18 protein-coding genes and 1 tRNA gene are annotated in these 14,684 nt (G+C 66.4%); 9 read left to right on the forward strand and 10 right to left on the reverse strand.

Translation table 11 applies throughout. The features are described 5' to 3' along the window. Positions 1–52 precede the first annotated feature (52 nt). From ABC977_RS11660 to ruvA, 5 genes are all read left to right on the forward strand, one after another. Complete coding sequence (locus ABC977_RS11660; protein WP_369667438.1) at positions 53–1,591, forward strand: thymidine phosphorylase family protein; 1,539 nt, start codon at positions 53–55, stop codon at positions 1,589–1,591. Continuing rightward, the gene (locus tag ABC977_RS11665) at positions 1,588–2,505 is read left to right on the forward strand and encodes a ribose-phosphate diphosphokinase (RefSeq protein WP_369667439.1); all 918 of its coding nucleotides are present in this window, start codon (positions 1,588–1,590) and stop codon (positions 2,503–2,505) included. The genes ABC977_RS11660 and ABC977_RS11665 overlap by 4 nt, the downstream gene beginning before the upstream one ends. Before the next feature lie 91 nt (positions 2,506–2,596). Next, complete coding sequence (locus tag ABC977_RS11670) at positions 2,597–3,346, forward strand: YebC/PmpR family DNA-binding transcriptional regulator (protein ID WP_369667440.1); 750 nt, start codon at positions 2,597–2,599, stop codon at positions 3,344–3,346. Between the two features lie 5 nt (positions 3,347–3,351). Continuing rightward, entirely contained in the window at positions 3,352–3,918 is a 567-nt protein-coding gene (ruvC, locus tag ABC977_RS11675; protein WP_369667504.1) for a crossover junction endodeoxyribonuclease RuvC, read from the forward strand. Further along, positions 3,915–4,520, forward strand: a complete 606-nt coding sequence (gene ruvA / locus ABC977_RS11680; RefSeq protein WP_369667441.1) for a Holliday junction branch migration protein RuvA — start codon at positions 3,915–3,917, stop codon at positions 4,518–4,520. The genes ruvC and ruvA overlap by 4 nt, the downstream gene beginning before the upstream one ends. A gap of 26 nt (positions 4,521–4,546) precedes the next feature. Here the strand turns inward: ruvA and ABC977_RS11685 are convergent, their stop codons facing one another. After that, positions 4,547–5,116 (reverse strand): Uma2 family endonuclease, encoded by a 570-nt coding sequence (locus ABC977_RS11685; protein WP_369667442.1) that lies wholly within the window; start codon positions 5,114–5,116, stop codon positions 4,547–4,549. A gap of 531 nt (positions 5,117–5,647) precedes the next feature. Between ABC977_RS11685 and ABC977_RS11690 the strand changes: the two genes are divergently transcribed. Continuing rightward, positions 5,648–6,142 (forward strand): thermonuclease family protein, encoded by a 495-nt coding sequence (locus tag ABC977_RS11690; protein WP_369667443.1) that lies wholly within the window; start codon positions 5,648–5,650, stop codon positions 6,140–6,142. 174 nt (positions 6,143–6,316) lie between these two features. On the opposite strand, the gene ABC977_RS11695 is transcribed toward ABC977_RS11690, so the two are convergent. Then, positions 6,317–6,880, reverse strand: coding sequence for a hypothetical protein (locus ABC977_RS11695; RefSeq protein ID WP_369667444.1), 564 nt, complete (start codon positions 6,878–6,880; stop codon positions 6,317–6,319). Between the two features lie 24 nt (positions 6,881–6,904). On the opposite strand from ABC977_RS11695, the gene ABC977_RS11700 reads away from it, so the two are divergent. After that, entirely contained in the window at positions 6,905–7,183 is a 279-nt protein-coding gene (locus ABC977_RS11700) for a hypothetical protein (RefSeq protein ID WP_369667445.1), read from the forward strand. Positions 7,184–7,254: 71 nt separating this feature from the next. On the opposite strand, the gene ABC977_RS11705 is transcribed toward ABC977_RS11700, so the two are convergent. The 7 genes from ABC977_RS11705 to ABC977_RS11735 form a co-directional block, all read right to left on the reverse strand. Further along, entirely contained in the window at positions 7,255–7,764 is a 510-nt protein-coding gene (locus tag ABC977_RS11705) for a hydrogenase maturation protease (RefSeq protein ID WP_369667446.1), read from the reverse strand. A 2-nt stretch (positions 7,765–7,766) separates the two neighbouring features. Further along, positions 7,767–9,194 (reverse strand): Ni/Fe hydrogenase subunit alpha, encoded by a 1,428-nt coding sequence (locus tag ABC977_RS11710; RefSeq protein ID WP_369667447.1) that lies wholly within the window; start codon positions 9,192–9,194, stop codon positions 7,767–7,769. Between the two features lie 131 nt (positions 9,195–9,325). Continuing rightward, complete coding sequence (locus ABC977_RS11715; protein ID WP_369667448.1) at positions 9,326–9,877, reverse strand: NADH-quinone oxidoreductase subunit B family protein; 552 nt, start codon at positions 9,875–9,877, stop codon at positions 9,326–9,328. Beyond that, positions 9,874–10,605 carry a bidirectional hydrogenase complex protein HoxU gene (hoxU, locus tag ABC977_RS11720; RefSeq protein WP_369667449.1) on the reverse strand — a complete coding sequence of 244 codons (732 nt, stop codon included), beginning with the start codon at positions 10,603–10,605 and terminating at the stop codon, positions 9,874–9,876. The genes ABC977_RS11715 and hoxU overlap by 4 nt, the downstream gene beginning before the upstream one ends. 209 nt (positions 10,606–10,814) lie before the next feature. Continuing rightward, complete coding sequence (gene nuoF / locus ABC977_RS11725; protein WP_369667450.1) at positions 10,815–12,428, reverse strand: NADH-quinone oxidoreductase subunit NuoF; 1,614 nt, start codon at positions 12,426–12,428, stop codon at positions 10,815–10,817. Positions 12,429–12,431: 3 nt separating this feature from the next. Further along, positions 12,432–12,920 carry a bidirectional hydrogenase complex protein HoxE gene (gene hoxE, locus ABC977_RS11730; RefSeq protein ID WP_369667451.1) on the reverse strand — a complete coding sequence of 163 codons (489 nt, stop codon included), beginning with the start codon at positions 12,918–12,920 and terminating at the stop codon, positions 12,432–12,434. 153 nt (positions 12,921–13,073) lie between these two features. Further along, positions 13,074–13,244, reverse strand: coding sequence for a hypothetical protein (locus tag ABC977_RS11735; protein ID WP_369667452.1), 171 nt, complete (start codon positions 13,242–13,244; stop codon positions 13,074–13,076). On the opposite strand from ABC977_RS11735, the gene pssA reads away from it, so the two are divergent. Together pssA and ABC977_RS11745 are read left to right on the forward strand one after the other, a co-directional pair. After that, complete coding sequence (pssA, locus tag ABC977_RS11740; RefSeq protein ID WP_369667453.1) at positions 13,233–13,988, forward strand: CDP-diacylglycerol--serine O-phosphatidyltransferase; 756 nt, start codon at positions 13,233–13,235, stop codon at positions 13,986–13,988. The genes ABC977_RS11735 and pssA overlap by 12 nt on opposite strands. 23 nt (positions 13,989–14,011) lie before the next feature. Next, positions 14,012–14,425, forward strand: coding sequence for a hypothetical protein (locus tag ABC977_RS11745; protein WP_369667454.1), 414 nt, complete (start codon positions 14,012–14,014; stop codon positions 14,423–14,425). Between the two features lie 6 nt (positions 14,426–14,431). On the opposite strand, the gene ABC977_RS11750 is transcribed toward ABC977_RS11745, so the two are convergent. Beyond that, positions 14,432–14,516, reverse strand: a tRNA-Leu gene (locus ABC977_RS11750). Positions 14,517–14,684: the final 168 nt, after the last annotated feature.

Raw genomic sequence — 14,684 nt, forward strand, 5'->3', positions numbered from 1 at the left:
GGCCCTATTTCGGACGCATCCGAGGCCGACCCGATCCTTAGGAGTACGCTTCATGCCAGAGACCTTGAGGTTGCGCCGAGTCGCGATCGACACCTACCACGAGAACGTCGCCTATCTGCATCGGGATTGTCTAGCCTACCGCAGCGAGGGTTTTCAGGCCTTGAACAAGCTGGAGATCCACGTCAACGGCGATGGGCCACCGGTGCTCGCCGTGCTCAATGTCGTCGACGACCCCGCGATCACGGCCCGCGACGAGCTCGGCCTGTCCGAGCAGGCCTTCGCCCAGCTCGGCGTCGCCGAAGGGACGCCGGCACGAATCGCCCAGGCGCAGCCGCCGGACTCGCTCGGCGCCGTGCATCGCAAGATCCACGGCGAGCGGCTCGACCAGGCCGAGTACCACGCGATCGCCCAAGATATCGTCGGCAACCGCTACTCCAAGATCGAGATGTCGGCGTTCATCGTCGCCTGTGCCCAAACCGGGCTCGAACGCGACGAGGTCCTAGCACTGACCCGCGCAATGCTCGACAGTGGCGAGCGGCTCGACTGGGGCGAACCGCTGGTCGTCGACAAGCACTGCATCGGCGGCGTCCCCGGTAATCGCACGTCGCTGATCGTCGTGCCGATCGTCGCGGCCCATGGCCTCTTGTGTCCGAAGACCTCGAGCCGCGCGATCACGTCGCCGGCCGGCACCGCCGACACGATGGAATGCCTGGCCCGGGTCACGCTGGATCCGCGCGAACTGCGCGCGATCGCGCAGCGCGAACGTGGCTTTCTCGCGTGGGGTGGCACGGCCCGGCTGGCTCCGGCCGACGATGTGCTGATCGCGGTCGAGCGCCCGCTGTCGCTCGATTCGCCGGGCCAGATGGTCGCGTCGATTCTGGCGAAAAAGCTCGCGGCCGGTTCGACGCACTTGATCGTCGACATCCCGATCGGCCCCAGCGCGAAGATCCGCCACACCCGGGATGCGCTGCGGCTGCGCAAGCTCTTCGAGTTCGTCGGCGACAGCCTCGGGCTGACACTCGAGGTCCTGCTGACCGACGGCCGCCAGCCCATCGGTCGCGGCGTGGGGCCGGTCCTCGAGGTCCGCGACGCACTTCAGGTTCTGCGCAACGACCCGCAGGCCCCGGCCGATCTGCGCGCGAAATCGCTGCTACTGGCCGGGCATCTGCTGGAACTGGACCCGCAGGTTCGCGGCGGGGCCGGGCAAGCCCTGGCCGAGGAGATCCTGGTGTCCGGGCGCGCCTGGGCGAAGATGGAGGCGCTGATCGACGCCCAGGGCCGCAACCGCGAGCCGCCGACCCTCGGCGCGTTGCGCCACGAGGTCGTCGCGGACAACGACGGCATCGTCTGCGCGATCGACAACCGCCAGATCGCGCGCATTGCGCGCCTCGCGGGCGCGCCGCTCGACCCGGGGGCCGGCGTCGACCTCTACCGCCGACTCGGCGAGCCGGTCCGCGCCGGCGACGCCCTCTATGCGATCCACGCCGAGTTCCCGGCGGACTTTCGTTTTGCCCGCGCGCAGGCCGCGCGCCATCCCGGCTATCGGATCGGGGAGCCCGGGACCACAATCGCCGAAGAAGGTGTCGCATGACCGCCGGCCACGCCCCCCTGGTCCTCGCCTTCCCCGAAGGGCTCGCCGCCGCGCAGCGCCTCGCACAGGCCGCCGGTGGCCGCTGCGCGGCGATCGGCCACCATCGCTTTCCCGATGGCGAAACCCGTCTGCGGCTGCCGACACCGCTGCCGCCCGACCTGATCTTCTACCGCAGCCTCGATCACCCGAACCCGAAACTGATCGAACTGGCGATCGCTGCGCGGACCGCGCGCGAACTCGGCGCGCGGCACCTGACGCTGGTGGCCCCTTATCTATGCTACATGCGTCAGGACCAGGCCTTCGTCCCCGGCGAAGCGGTCAGCCAGCGCATCGTCGGCGCCTTGCTCGCCGATTGGTTCGACGCGCTGATCACCGTCGATCCACACCTGCATCGAATCCATCACCTGACCGAGGCCGTCCCGCTCGCACGCGCCGAGAGCCTGACCGCGGCCGCGCTGATGGCGGACTTTCTCGACCAACGCTTTCGCGCCGCCGGGCTTCCGCCGCCCCATCTCGTCGGGCCCGATCAAGAATCCGAGCAATGGGTCGCGGCGGTCGCCGCGCCGCATCGGCTCACCTATGGCGTCGGCGTCAAGGAACGCCGTGGCGATCGCGAAGTCGCGATCCGCTTCGCCCGTCAGGATTGCGCGGGACGTCACCTGGTACTGATCGACGACGTCGCGAGCACCGGCCATACCCTCGAGGTCGCGGCCCGGGCGTTGGCCGAGCACCGGCCCGCATCGATCTCGGTCCTGGTGACGCACGCGCTGTTCGTCGACGACGCGGTGGCGCGGCTCGGCACGGCCGGCGTCTCTGAGATCTGGAGCAGCGACAGCATCCCGCACGCGACGAACCAGCTGGCGCTGGCCCCGCTCCTCGCTCGGGCCTTGGTCCCGTCCGTGGCGGTGCGATGATAGAATCGAGTGATTTCCGTATCTGATCACGTCATTGACTGCCGCCGACCCGAGGCCGGGCGCGCGGCCCTGCCAGCACGAGAGAGACACCATGGCCGGTCACAGCAAATGGGCCAACATCAAGCACCGCAAGGCGGCCCAAGACAAGCAACGCGGTAAGGTCTGGACCAAACTGATCCGCGAGGTCACGGTCGCGGCCCGCGAGGGTGGAGCGGATCCGACCGCCAACCCGCGTCTGCGCCTGGCGATGGACAAGGCGTTCGGCGCCAACATGCCGCGCGACACGGTCGAGCGCGCGATCAAACGGGGTGCCGGCGACACCGAGGGCGAGAACTACGAGGAGATCCGCTACGAAGGCTACGGCCCCGGCGGCACCGCGCTGATGGTCGACTGCCTGACCGACAACCGCAACCGCACCGCCGCCGAGGTCCGCCACGCCTTCAGCAAGCACGGCGGCAACCTCGGCACCGACGGTTCGGTCGCCTACCTTTTCACGAAACAGGGCATCATCAGCTTCCAGCCCGGAACCAATGAAGACGCCGTGATCGAGGTCGCCCTGGAGGCCGGTGCCGACGACGTGGTCGTCAACGACGACAGCTCGCTCGACGTGATTACGACGCCGGACGGCTTCGCCGCGGTCAAGGAAGCCCTAACCGCGGCCGGCTTCGACACCGAGGCCGCCGAGATCACCTTCAACGCCTCGACCCAAGCTGAATTGGACGCCGACACCGCCGAACGCCTGCTCAAACTGGTCGAGGTCCTCGAGGATCTCGACGATGTCCAGGAGGTCTATCACAACGCCGACATCGCCGACGAAATCATGGCCGCGCTCGACGCGTGAGCGCGCTGTCCACCTGCGGCGAACCATCGGTGCCGAGCGACCGGCCGCGCGATCTGCGCCACCGTATCCTCGGCATCGACCCCGGCTCGCGCACGACCGGCTACGGGCTCATCGATACCGACGGCCAACGCAGCATCCGACGCGCGAGCGGCTGCATCCGGGTCGGCCATCAGCCTTGGCCGCAGCGGCTCGGGCTCATCTTCGACGCGGTCGCGGCCCTGGTCGCCGCGCACGAGCCCGATGAGCTGGCCGTCGAACAGCTGATCTTCGCCCGCGACCCGACCGCCGCGCTCAAGATCGGCCAGGCCCGCGGTGCGGTGCTGTGCGCCGCGCTCAAAGGCGGCGTCACGGTCCACGAATACAGCCCCAAATCGGTCAAGCTCGCCGTCGTCGGGACCGGCGGGGCCGACAAGCACCAGGTCCAACAGATGGTCCGCATCCTGCTCGCGCTGCCTGACACCCCGGCCGAGGACGAGGCCGACGCGCTGGCGCTGGCGCTCTGCCATGCCCACTCGATGGGGATCCCGGCGCGCCGCCGGGCCGTGGCCTCCTGGCGGGACTGGCGGCCATGATCGGGCGGCTGCGCGGTGAGATCCTCGCCAAACAACCCCCGCTGCTGCTGATCGACGTCCAGGGCGTCGGGTACGAGCTCGAGGCACCGATGACGACCTTCTACGACCTCCCCGCGGTCGGCGAACAGGTGACCTTGGTCACGCATCTGGTGGTCCGCGAGGACGCCCACGTACTGTACGGCTTTCGCAACGAATCGGACCGCACGCTGTTCCGCCATCTGCTCAAGGTCACCGGCGTCGGCGCGCGCCTCGCGCTCGGGATCCTGTCCGGCATGGATGCCCGCCAGTTCGCCCGATGCATCGCCGACGAGGATATCGCGGCCCTGATCAGACTGCCCGGCATCGGCCGCAAGACCGCGCAGCGATTGGTCATCGACATGAAGGAACGGGTCGACGGGCTCGCCGATGGCCTCCCGCCCGCACCTGGCGGCGCAACCGCGCCCTTCGGCGCCGATGCCGACCTCGCCGACGCGATCAGTGCCCTCGTCGCGCTCGGCTACCGACCGCTGGATGCCAACCGCATGGCCCGCACCGCGGCCGAGGGCGCGACCTCGTCCGAGGAGATCATCCGCGCCGCGTTGAAGGCCGTGAACAGCCGGTGAGCGACGCGCGAACGGACCATGTCCCGTCACGGACCGGCGTCGAGCGCGACCTCCTCGTAGATGGTCGCGAGCGGCAGGTCATAGCCGAGGCAATCGAGCCGCACGGCACCGTCCGTGACCAATTCCCCCGCCCAGTCCCGCGCCCGCCGATGGACCCACACCTCCGGCCGATGCTGAGCGATCAGCAGGTACTCTTGCAAGCTGGCGATGGTCTGATAGGCCAAGAGTTTCTCGATCCGGTCGATGCGCTCGGTGGACTCGGAGAGCACCTCGACGATCAGGCACGGCCGCGAGCGAAAATAGACCTCCCGGTCGCTCGGATCGCAGCTCAACAACACATCGGGATAATAGAAGAGGTCATCGGCGCCGACGCGCAAACGCACCTTCATATCGTTGGCAAAGAGCTGACAACCGGTACCTCGGACCCGCGGTCGCAGGGCCGTGGCAATATTGAGCGTGATCAGCCCATGCCGGTCGCTCGCGCCGGTCATGGCGTAGACCTGCCCGGCGATGTATTCGTGGCGGACATCGCTGCCATCCTCGCCGGCGAGGTAGGCATCGACCGTCAGGCTCGTGTGCAAGGCGGGCTGCGTCATCCGGATATCCCCCTGTTGAACCATCAAGGGCCATCATAGCCCAAGCTGCCGCGATGTCAGGAAGCGCATTCGTCGCCTGACGCGTTCGTCGCGAGCGGGGCCGAGTTTGCACAACCGCTTCTCAGGCATGGCGGTCAGCGGGCACCCACCGGTGGCCTTGGTCTCGATGTCATCGAAAATGACACGTCAAAGGGTACGGCATCTTTTTCGTCCTGTTCTGACCGGCCGGCGAGCGGATAAGGCAAGGGCGGCGGCTCGGCAATCTTCTGAGTCCAGAGACTGGCGATGATCTCGTTCAGATCCCCCCAGGCGTGGACGGCCTCGGCGACGCGGGCAAGCTTTACTACAGTCTGCACTGCGATTGACCTCCGTGACACTCATTCACTGAGCAGATCATCATCCGTAAGCGCCCTCGGGGCCAAAGCCACTCATCCTTCAATCAGAATTGGCATGCCGCATGCTGATTATCGATTCAGCCAGTCCCTTCGGCTCCATGTTCGCCACCGTGTCGCTGAGAACGCTCGCGGGCCAGTGAGGACCTGGATCTGCGGAGCGCTCGTCTGCGGGCTTGCCGTCGCCGGATCGAGCGGTTGCGATGTCATCGACTGGGGTCTCGGCGAGCCGCACTCGTGTCGCCTGTCGAGCATCCACGACGGCGACACGGTCAGCGTGCGATGCGCCGGCGACACATTGCGCGTGCGCCTCTATTGCATCGATGCCCCCGAGATGAGTCAGTCCCCGTGGGGCGCGGCGAGTCGCGACCATCTGCGCCGCCTTGCGCCAGAGCGGGTTGACCTGTGGATTCTCGACCGCGACCGCTATGGCCGCAAGGTCGGCGAATTGCTTGATCCGCGCAGCGGACAAAGCCTGAACCTGGCCATGGTCCGGGCCGGACAGGCGGCCGTCTACCGTCAATTTTGCGATGATTGGCACTTTCACATCGCCGAGTTCCAAGCGCGGCGCGAGGGCTTGGGGATCTGGTCGCAACCCGGTCTCCATCCACGGCCTTGGGCGTACCGACGGTAGCCAGGCCGCTGCGATCCGCAACCCGGGATGGAAAAAATCAGGTCGTACCAGACGCCCTGAACTCTCCGTTCGTCGGGCGCGCGACACGCAAGGATTGGGCCTTCCGCGGTCCAGCACCATGATTCCGGGATAGGGCCGTCGACCAACGGGCCATCACCGTGTGGAATGGGTCGGTCACCGCTCCTGACGACGGGGCGGCTGCCACCAGCAAGGATCCGTGACGACGGGTCCTCGGCCGCGCAACTGGTACGCCCGTTGGCCCTGGTGACCTGGATCCCCGGCGCGCGGTCCGCGCTGCCGCGGCTCGCGCGCCCAGACTGGTCGCAGGTCGTCATCGCTTCGCAGGCGGGTCTCCTGGTCGGCGATGGTGACCGTGATGGCGACGAAATGGTCGGGCGGCATCGAGTCGGTGCGAAAGACGCGCGCGGCAATGCGGATGCCATCGTCGACGTTGGTGACCAGGTCGGCGAGAACATCGAAGGGCCCCAGATGGACGTTCAGCGTGCGCCCGTCGTCGGTGTCGACAAACACATGGGCGCCGACATCGGCCCGGCCGGTCGTCTGTTCGCATTGGGCGATCTTGACGTCGCTGACGCGGCCGGCGATGCGTTGTATCGCGGGCTGCTCGGGCCAGCGCGCGACCCCGGTGTCGTCACCAACGCCGCGCTGCGCCCAGGCGTTCACGGCCGCGAAGAGCGCAATTGTGATAGCCACGATAATGAGTGTCGCGTGTTTCATCCGGATCCTCCCTCGTCTCGGAACTTGAACAGAGCCCCAGGCTACCAGGACTTCCTCGAGGTGGTCGAATGGCCACGACCACGTGTCGCAGCCCTGGGGCACGCCGAAGCGCCCTTCTTCGAGCTGTTCCGCACCCTGTGCTTGCCGCCATCGATGGCAGGCGAGAAGATCCGGGCGCCGGCCGAGATGCCCGATGTCGCGACCGATATCCGGGCCGAGATCGAGCAGAAGCAAAGGCAACGCAAATCCCGACCGGCCTCGCGCCACAGCAAAAGGAGCACAAGGAGCACAAGAACCCCATAGAAGGGCACATCGAGCGTGCCGCTTTGCGCGCGGGCCAAGAACGAGAGGATCAGGCAACGAGCCCGGCCAGGTTAGATCGAGGTCCGATCGCCAGGGATGGTGGCATGGTCGTAGCCATCGAGCAAGCTACGGACGTTCCTGATCAAGGCCTCGACGGCGGCAGCGACCGGCGGGCTCAGTTCGGCATGCGAAAAAGCGAACTGCTGGCCGGCCGTCGACACCAGATAGGCGCGCGGGGCGCAGCCGTAGAGCGCCCGCGTCCAGGCGAGTAGTTCGCGCGGGTCGAGAAAGTGGACCAGGGTCGCGGCCGGACCCGGGCGCGGTTCCAGCGGTTGACACAGGATCTCGCCGGGGGTCCCCTGCTCGGCGGCGTCGATGAAGATCACCAGCTCGACCGCGGCAATCTCGGGGGCCAGATCGGGCGTCAGGATATGGCGGGCGTGGACATCGACCCAGGCCGGGACACCGTCACGTCGCAGCCGCTCGGCGAGAAGCGGTCCGAGTGCGTCGTCGCCGCGGATCGGACTGCCGTAGCCGATCACCAGCGCCCGGCGGACCCGGACCACGGGGGAGCCGTCCATCGTCAATCCCGACGTTGGGTCGCCACGAGCCGTCCGGCGGCGTCCCGGAGCTCGATCGACAGTGGCATCTGGCCGAACGCGTGCGAGGCGCAGGACAGGCAAGGATCGTAGCAACGAATCACCGCCTCGACCCGGTTGAGCATACCTTCCGCGAGCTTCGTGCCATCGACATAGGCCGCAGCCACCTGCTGGATGCTCGCGTTCATCGCCAGGTTGTTGTGGCCGGTCGCGATGATCAGGTTCATCCAGGTCATCAGGCCATCGTCGTCGATCTGGTAGTGGTGGATCAGGGTGCCGCGCGGTGCCTCGGCGACACCGATGCCCTCGTTCTGGTTGCTGCGGGCACGGGCGCGGACCCGGTGATCGAGGATCTGCGGATCCTTGAGCAGCCGTTTCATCATCTCGATCGCGAAGATGATCTCGACGAGGCGCGCATAGTGGTAATGGAAGCTGCTGCTGATCGGACCGGATTCCTGAAGCATCCGGAATTCGGCCAGCGCGACATCGGCGAACGGGGTGCCGCAGGCTTCGGCGTTGTTCAGCCGCGCGAGCGGCCCGACGCGATACATCCCGCGCGGGTAGCCATGCGGCTTGTAGTACGGGAACTTCATGTAGGTGAAGTCCTCGACCGCCTCGCCGATCAGGCGCTGATAGTCGCTCGGTGGCACCTTGTCCTCGAGGATCCGGCCCTGGGCGTCGGTGACCCGCAGCACGCCATCATAGTGTTCGAGGTCGCCGTCCGGCGTAACCAGGCTCAGGAACAGCGTCGACAAATCGCCGAAGTGGCTGGCCTCCTGCTGGAACCTGGGAACCAGGGTCTTGTAGAAGGCATAGGTCTCCTTTGCGATCTCGAGCGCCTCCGGCAGCAGCGTCAGCATCTGGTCGCGCTTGAACGCGGTCAGGGGCTCGTTGACGCCACCCGGGACGACCCATGTCGGATGGATCTTCTTGCCACCGAGCGTCTCGATGATCTGCTGGCCGATCTGGCGCAACCGGATACCTCGGCGCGCCAATTCCGGATGACTCTGCATCACGCCGAAGATGTTGCGGCTCACCGGATCGGCATCCCAGCCGAGCAGCAGGTCCGGCGACGACAAATGGAAGAAGGACAGCGCGTGGGACTGCACAAGTTGCGCCAGGTTCATGATCCGGCGCAGCTTCTCCCCGGTCGGCGGGATCGCGACACTGAGCAGATCGTCGCACGCCTTGTTCGAGGCGAGCAGGTGGCTGACCGGACAGATGCCGCAGGTGCGCGCGGTCAGCGCCGGCATCTCGCGATAGGGCCGGCCCTCGCAGAACTTCTCGAAGCCGCGGAACTGCGTCAGATGGAACTTGGCATCGGCGACGCGGCCGGCGTCGTCGAGTTGCAGCGTGATCCGCGCATGACCCTCGATACGGGTCACGGGTTCGATCGTGATGGTACGGCTCATGGCATGTATCCGTTGATCAAGGACCGGATCCGGCCCAGTATCGAACCGACCCCGCTCGGGGCGGCGCGGTGATTGGCAACACCGGCGGGACGGCCCGCCGGCGAGATCCGGTGACTGGGGAATGACCCTCGCTAGGCGCCGAACCGGGTGACCTCGCTCGGATTCGGCGCGCGCCCGGCAAACAACTCGCTCAAGACGTACCAGATGGTGTCGGCCGAAGGCGGACAACCGGGGATGTAGACGTCGACCGCGACGACGCCATGGACCGGCAGGACCATCTTCAAGAGTTTCGGCACGCCCTGGCTCGGCACCATCGGTTGCAGCGTCACGGTCTCGCGGAAGGCACGATCCGTCACCTCGGCGAGCGGAAACCGGTTGCGCAGCGCCGGCACGTTGCCGTTGACCGCGCAATCGCCCAGGCTGACGAGCCGTGTGCAGCGGCGGCGGAAGGCACGCGCCTTCACCAAGTCCTCCTCGGTACTGATCGAGCCCTCGATGATGCCGATATCGACCCGTTCGGGCAGGGATTTTGTGTCGACGAGCGGTCCATGGACCATCTCGACCCGCTGCGCCAGCTCGAACAGCCGCTCATCGAGATCGAGGAACGACATATGGCAGCCGGAGCAACCATCCAGCCAGGTGGTGGCGACCCGGATCTTCGGAGAGGCGCTCGTGCTGCTCATCGGATGTGTCTCCTGCGGGTGATGTAGGGCAGAAAGTGCAGATCCTTGGTCATCTCCCCGACCGAGGTCCCCTGTTTGACCAGGGCCCCGGTCGGACAGGCGTGGACGCATTTGCCACAACTGGTGCAGGTCTCGCTCTGGCCCCAGGGCTGATGCATATCGGTGATCACCAGACAGTCGCTGCCCCGCCCCATCACGTCCCAGGTGTGGGCGCCCTCGATCTCGTCACAGACCCGGACACATCGAGTGCAAAGCACGCAGCGGTTGTGATCGAGCCGAAACATCTCGTGCGACGCATCGACCCGATACGACGCATGGCGGTATGGCACCTGCACATGGTCGACGCCGCAGCGCTGGGCGAGATCCTGGAGCTCGCAATGCCCGTTCGACACGCATACCGAGCAGATATGGTTACGTTCGGCGAACAGCAACTCGACAATCGTGCGGCGATAATGCCGCAGCCGCTCGGTATCGGTCAGAATCTGCATGTCCTCGGCGACACGTGTCGAACAGGCGGCGACCAGCCGGTTCGACCCGACGAGCTCGACGAGACAGAGCCGGCAGCCGCCCCACACGCTCAGCCCCTCCAGGTAACAGAGGCTCGGGATCGGGATCCGGTTCTCGCGCGCGACCTCGATGATGGTCTCGTCCTCGCGGCCCGAGTAGTCCCGACCATCGATCTGGAAGGTGACGACGCGGACGCTCGATTGCGGGACTGGCATGGACATAACGAACTCCAGTGCTCATGGGGACCGGGTGAAATCCCTTGCATGTAAGCGTTCAGGCTGCAATCCGAAGCCGCCACGACTCGACACGCGAGATCGGCGATCACTGACGAGTGCAGCGATCAGACCTCGCGCAGCCACCATGGCTTGTTCAAGCCGCCCTTGCTGGAATCATCGGATCCAGCCGGGATCAGCTCGGCCCGATCGTCTCCTCAGGCCTCGGCGGCCATCAGCCGCTCTTCGTATTCGTTGCGAAAATAGCGCAAGGTGCTCAAGACCGGGTTCGGCGCCGTCTGGCCGAGCCCGCACAGGCTGGTCGCCTGGACCACGTCGCACAGGTCCTCGAGCAGGGCCAGGTCGCGCCGCGTGCCCTGGGCCTTGGCGATCCGATCGAGCAGTTCGTGCATCTGCAGCGTACCGGCCCGACAGGGCACGCACTTGCCGCAGGATTCGGTCATGCAGAACTCCATGAAGTAACGCGCCACGTCGACCATCGACGAATCCTCGTCCATGACGATCATACCGCCGGAGCCCATGATGGTGCCGAGATCGCGCAGACTGTCGTAATCGACCGGGATGTCGAGCTTGTCGGCCGGCAGACAGCCGCCGGACGGCCCACCGGTCTGCACCGCCTTGAAGGCCTTGCCACCGGGAATGCCACCGCCGATGACCTCGATGATGTCACGCAGTGTCGTGCCCATCGGCACCTCGATCAGGCCGGTGTTGCGGATCGTGCCGGCGAGCGCGAAGACCTTGGTACCCTTGGACTTGTCGGTGCCGATCGACGCGAACCAGGCACCACCCTCGCGCAGGATCGGGGCGATGTTCGCAAAGGTCTCGACGTTGTTGATCAGCGTCGGATAGCCCCAAAGACCAGCCTGTGCCGGATAAGGCGGCCGCGGCCGCGGCTGACCACGCTGCCCCTCGATGGACGCCATCAGCGCCGTCTCCTCGCCACAGACGAAGGCGCCCGCGCCGAGACGGATCTCGATATCGAAGCTGAACTCGGTCTCGGCGATGTGGTGACCGAGGAAACCGGCGCGCCGGGCCTTGCGGATCGCGGTCTGGATCCGTTCGACGGCCAACGGATACTCGGCGCGCACGTAGACGTAGCCCTTGTCGGCCCCGATCGCGTAGGCAGCGATCGCCATGCCTTCGAGGATTCGATGCGGGTCCGACTCGAGAACCGCCCGATCCATGAAGGCCCCGGGGTCGCCCTCGTCGGCGTTGCAGATCACGAACTTCTGCCCGCGCGGCATCTTCGCGACCGTAGACCACTTGAGGCCCGTCGGGTAGCCACCGCCGCCGCGGCCACGCAGTCCGCTCGCGGTCACCTCGTTCAGCACCTCCGCCGGTGTCATCTCGGTCAGGGCCTGGACCAGCGCGACATAACCGCCAACGGCGACATAGCCGCTGAAGCTGTCCGGATCGATAATGCCTGAGTTAGCCAGCACGATCTTGCGCTGGCGGGCGAAGAACGGCTGGTCGGTCGGGCAGTGCCGCCGCGTGACTGGCTGGCCACCGATACTGGCCAGGATGTCGGCGGCGTCGGCCGGTTTCACGTCGCGGTACAGGACCGGTTCCGGCGCATCCTCAGCGGTTTCGGCGACCGCGACCAGCGGACCGGCCGAGCACAGGCCCATGCAGCCGACCGATTTCACCTGGCAGGTACCGGCGCCCGAACAGTGCTGGGACAGGGCGTCGAGCACCGCGGCCGCACCGGAGGACTGGCAGCTCGCGGCCATACAGACCCGCACCTCGTGCTTGATCCCGGCCCGTTCGGCCCGGATCGCCTCGGCGCGTTCGATCATGTCTTCGACATGCATGCCCTACTCCAATCCTGACAAGCGGTTGGCCAGTTCCTCGACGGTCTGCCGGCCGAGGACATCGCCATCGAGGACCACGGCTGGGGCCAGGCCACACGCCCCAACGCAGCGAGCGGTCAACACCGACAGGCGATCATCCGGGGTCGTCTCGCCCGGATGGACGCCAAAACGCTCCTCGATACCCTCGACCAACCCACCCGCGCCCTTGATATAGCAGGCGGTACCGGTGCAGACGACGCAGGCGTGGCGACCCTTCGGCTTCAGCGCGAACAAGTGATAGAAGGTCGCAACGCCAAACACCTTGCTCGGCGGCAGATCGAGCGATTCGGCAACGAAACGCAACGAGGTCTCGTCAAGGAAGCCGAACGCGTCCTGGACGCTGTGCAAGGTCTCGATCAAGGCCTGCCCCGCGTAGCCATTGCGGCGCATCGTGGCGTTGACGAGCTTCCAGCGCTTGTCCGCGCTCGGCAGCGGTGGTTTGTTCGGCAGCACGAGATCGACTCCTTAGCATCGCTGGGCGGGGTCGCAACGTGGCCCCATCGATTCGTCGGTCGGATCGAGGCGGCGCGCTAGGCAGGGGCGTCACCCCGTTCGATACGAGAAGACCATTATGACCGGTCAACATGACAACGGGAATGGCGGCGGTCACTCATCAAAACCGAACCGCAACCAAGCGATCCCCGTGATGATGGCGTTCGACGGGAACAGCCGACCGAACAGGGCGGCCCACAGGCGAAGCCATTTGCCGACCGAGCCGGCCCGGCTATACTGAGCGGCGAACCCAACCGCCGGATCGCCGTATCGATGGACGACCAAGCCCTCCAGCCGAGGCGCCGCCGCGGCATCTATCTGTTGCCGAATCTCTTTACCACTGCCGCGCTGTTCGCCGGCTTCTACGCAATCCTGGCCGCCAATCAGGGTCGCTTCGAGGCCGCGGCCCTGGCCATCTTCGCGGCCATGGTGCTCGATGGCTTCGACGGCCGCATCGCGCGCATGACCCGCACCCAGAGTGACTTCGGCGCCGAGTACGACAGCCTATCGGACATGGTCGCCTTCGGCGTCGCGCCCGCGCTGGTCATCTATCACTGGGTACTCGAAGGGCTCGGCCAGGTGGGCTGGCTCGTGGCCTTCGTCTATACTGCCGCTGCCGCGCTGCGGCTGGCCCGCTTCAATACACAGATCGGCATCGCCGATAAGCGCTACTTCCAAGGGTTGCCGAGCCCGGCGGCCGCCGCGATCATTGCCGCCGGCGTCTGGATCGGCGCCGTCTACGAGATTCCGGACGACTCGCTGTTCGTGGCCGGCCTCGCCGGCCTGATCACGACCACTGTCGGCCTGTTGATGGTCAGCAACTTCCGCTTCTACAGCTTCAAGGGCCCAGAGTTGCGGGGTCGTGTTTCCTTCATCCTCGCCGTCGTCGTGATGCTGGCCTTCGCCGTGATCCTGATCAACCCGCCGGTGGTCCTGTTTCTCGGCTTCCTGGCCTATGTGATCTCGGGACCGACCTGGACCCTGATCCGCCGCCGGCAACACCTCGCACAGCGCCACAGGGACCGCTGAGCGATCCAGTTCGAAACAGAGGCGTGAACAGCGACATGACACCCTTCGACTACCGCTATCAACGTACCGGACGGCTAGGCCATGTCGAGCTGACGGGTTCCAAGACCTTCGCGGATGCGATCGAGATGTGGGAGCGAGTCCGTCAAGCGATCGAACGGGAGAGGCTCGACGGGGTGCTGGTCGTTGATCGCACCAAGACCGAACTGACCCTCGACCAGGTCATGGAATTGGAGCAACAGGTCACGGCCCGTGGGTTTCCGCGCGAGATCCGCATCGCGATCGTCCCGACGGAAACCCGGACCCTTGGCAACTATCGGTTTGGCGAGACGGTGGCGCGCAACCGCGGCTGGCCCCGGATCGCGGTCTTCGCGAGCGAGGCCGAGGCACGCGCCTGGCTGGCGGAAGCGCCGTCCAACCATCAGAATACGAACGACTGATTTATTTGGTGCGCAGAGGGGGACTCGAACCCCCACGCCTTGCGGCACTGGAACCTAAATCCAGCGCGTCTACCGATTCCGCCATCTGCGCCCGGACGCCGAATTCTAACGCACATGACGCAGCTCCACCGCAAAAAACACGCCTCGTCGGACCGCGGCGTCCCGTCTGCCCGGCGTCCTTGCCATGCGTAACGATGGCGCACAACGCAAGCCGCGCGTGACCTCTCGGCAAGGATCGGGTCGCCGGGGGTCCGCCGCA

Origin of the sequence: Thioalkalicoccus limnaeus, from assembly GCF_041197575.1 — a bacterium.
In the GTDB taxonomy this organism is placed as follows: Bacteria; Pseudomonadota; Gammaproteobacteria; order Chromatiales; family Chromatiaceae; genus Thioalkalicoccus; species Thioalkalicoccus limnaeus.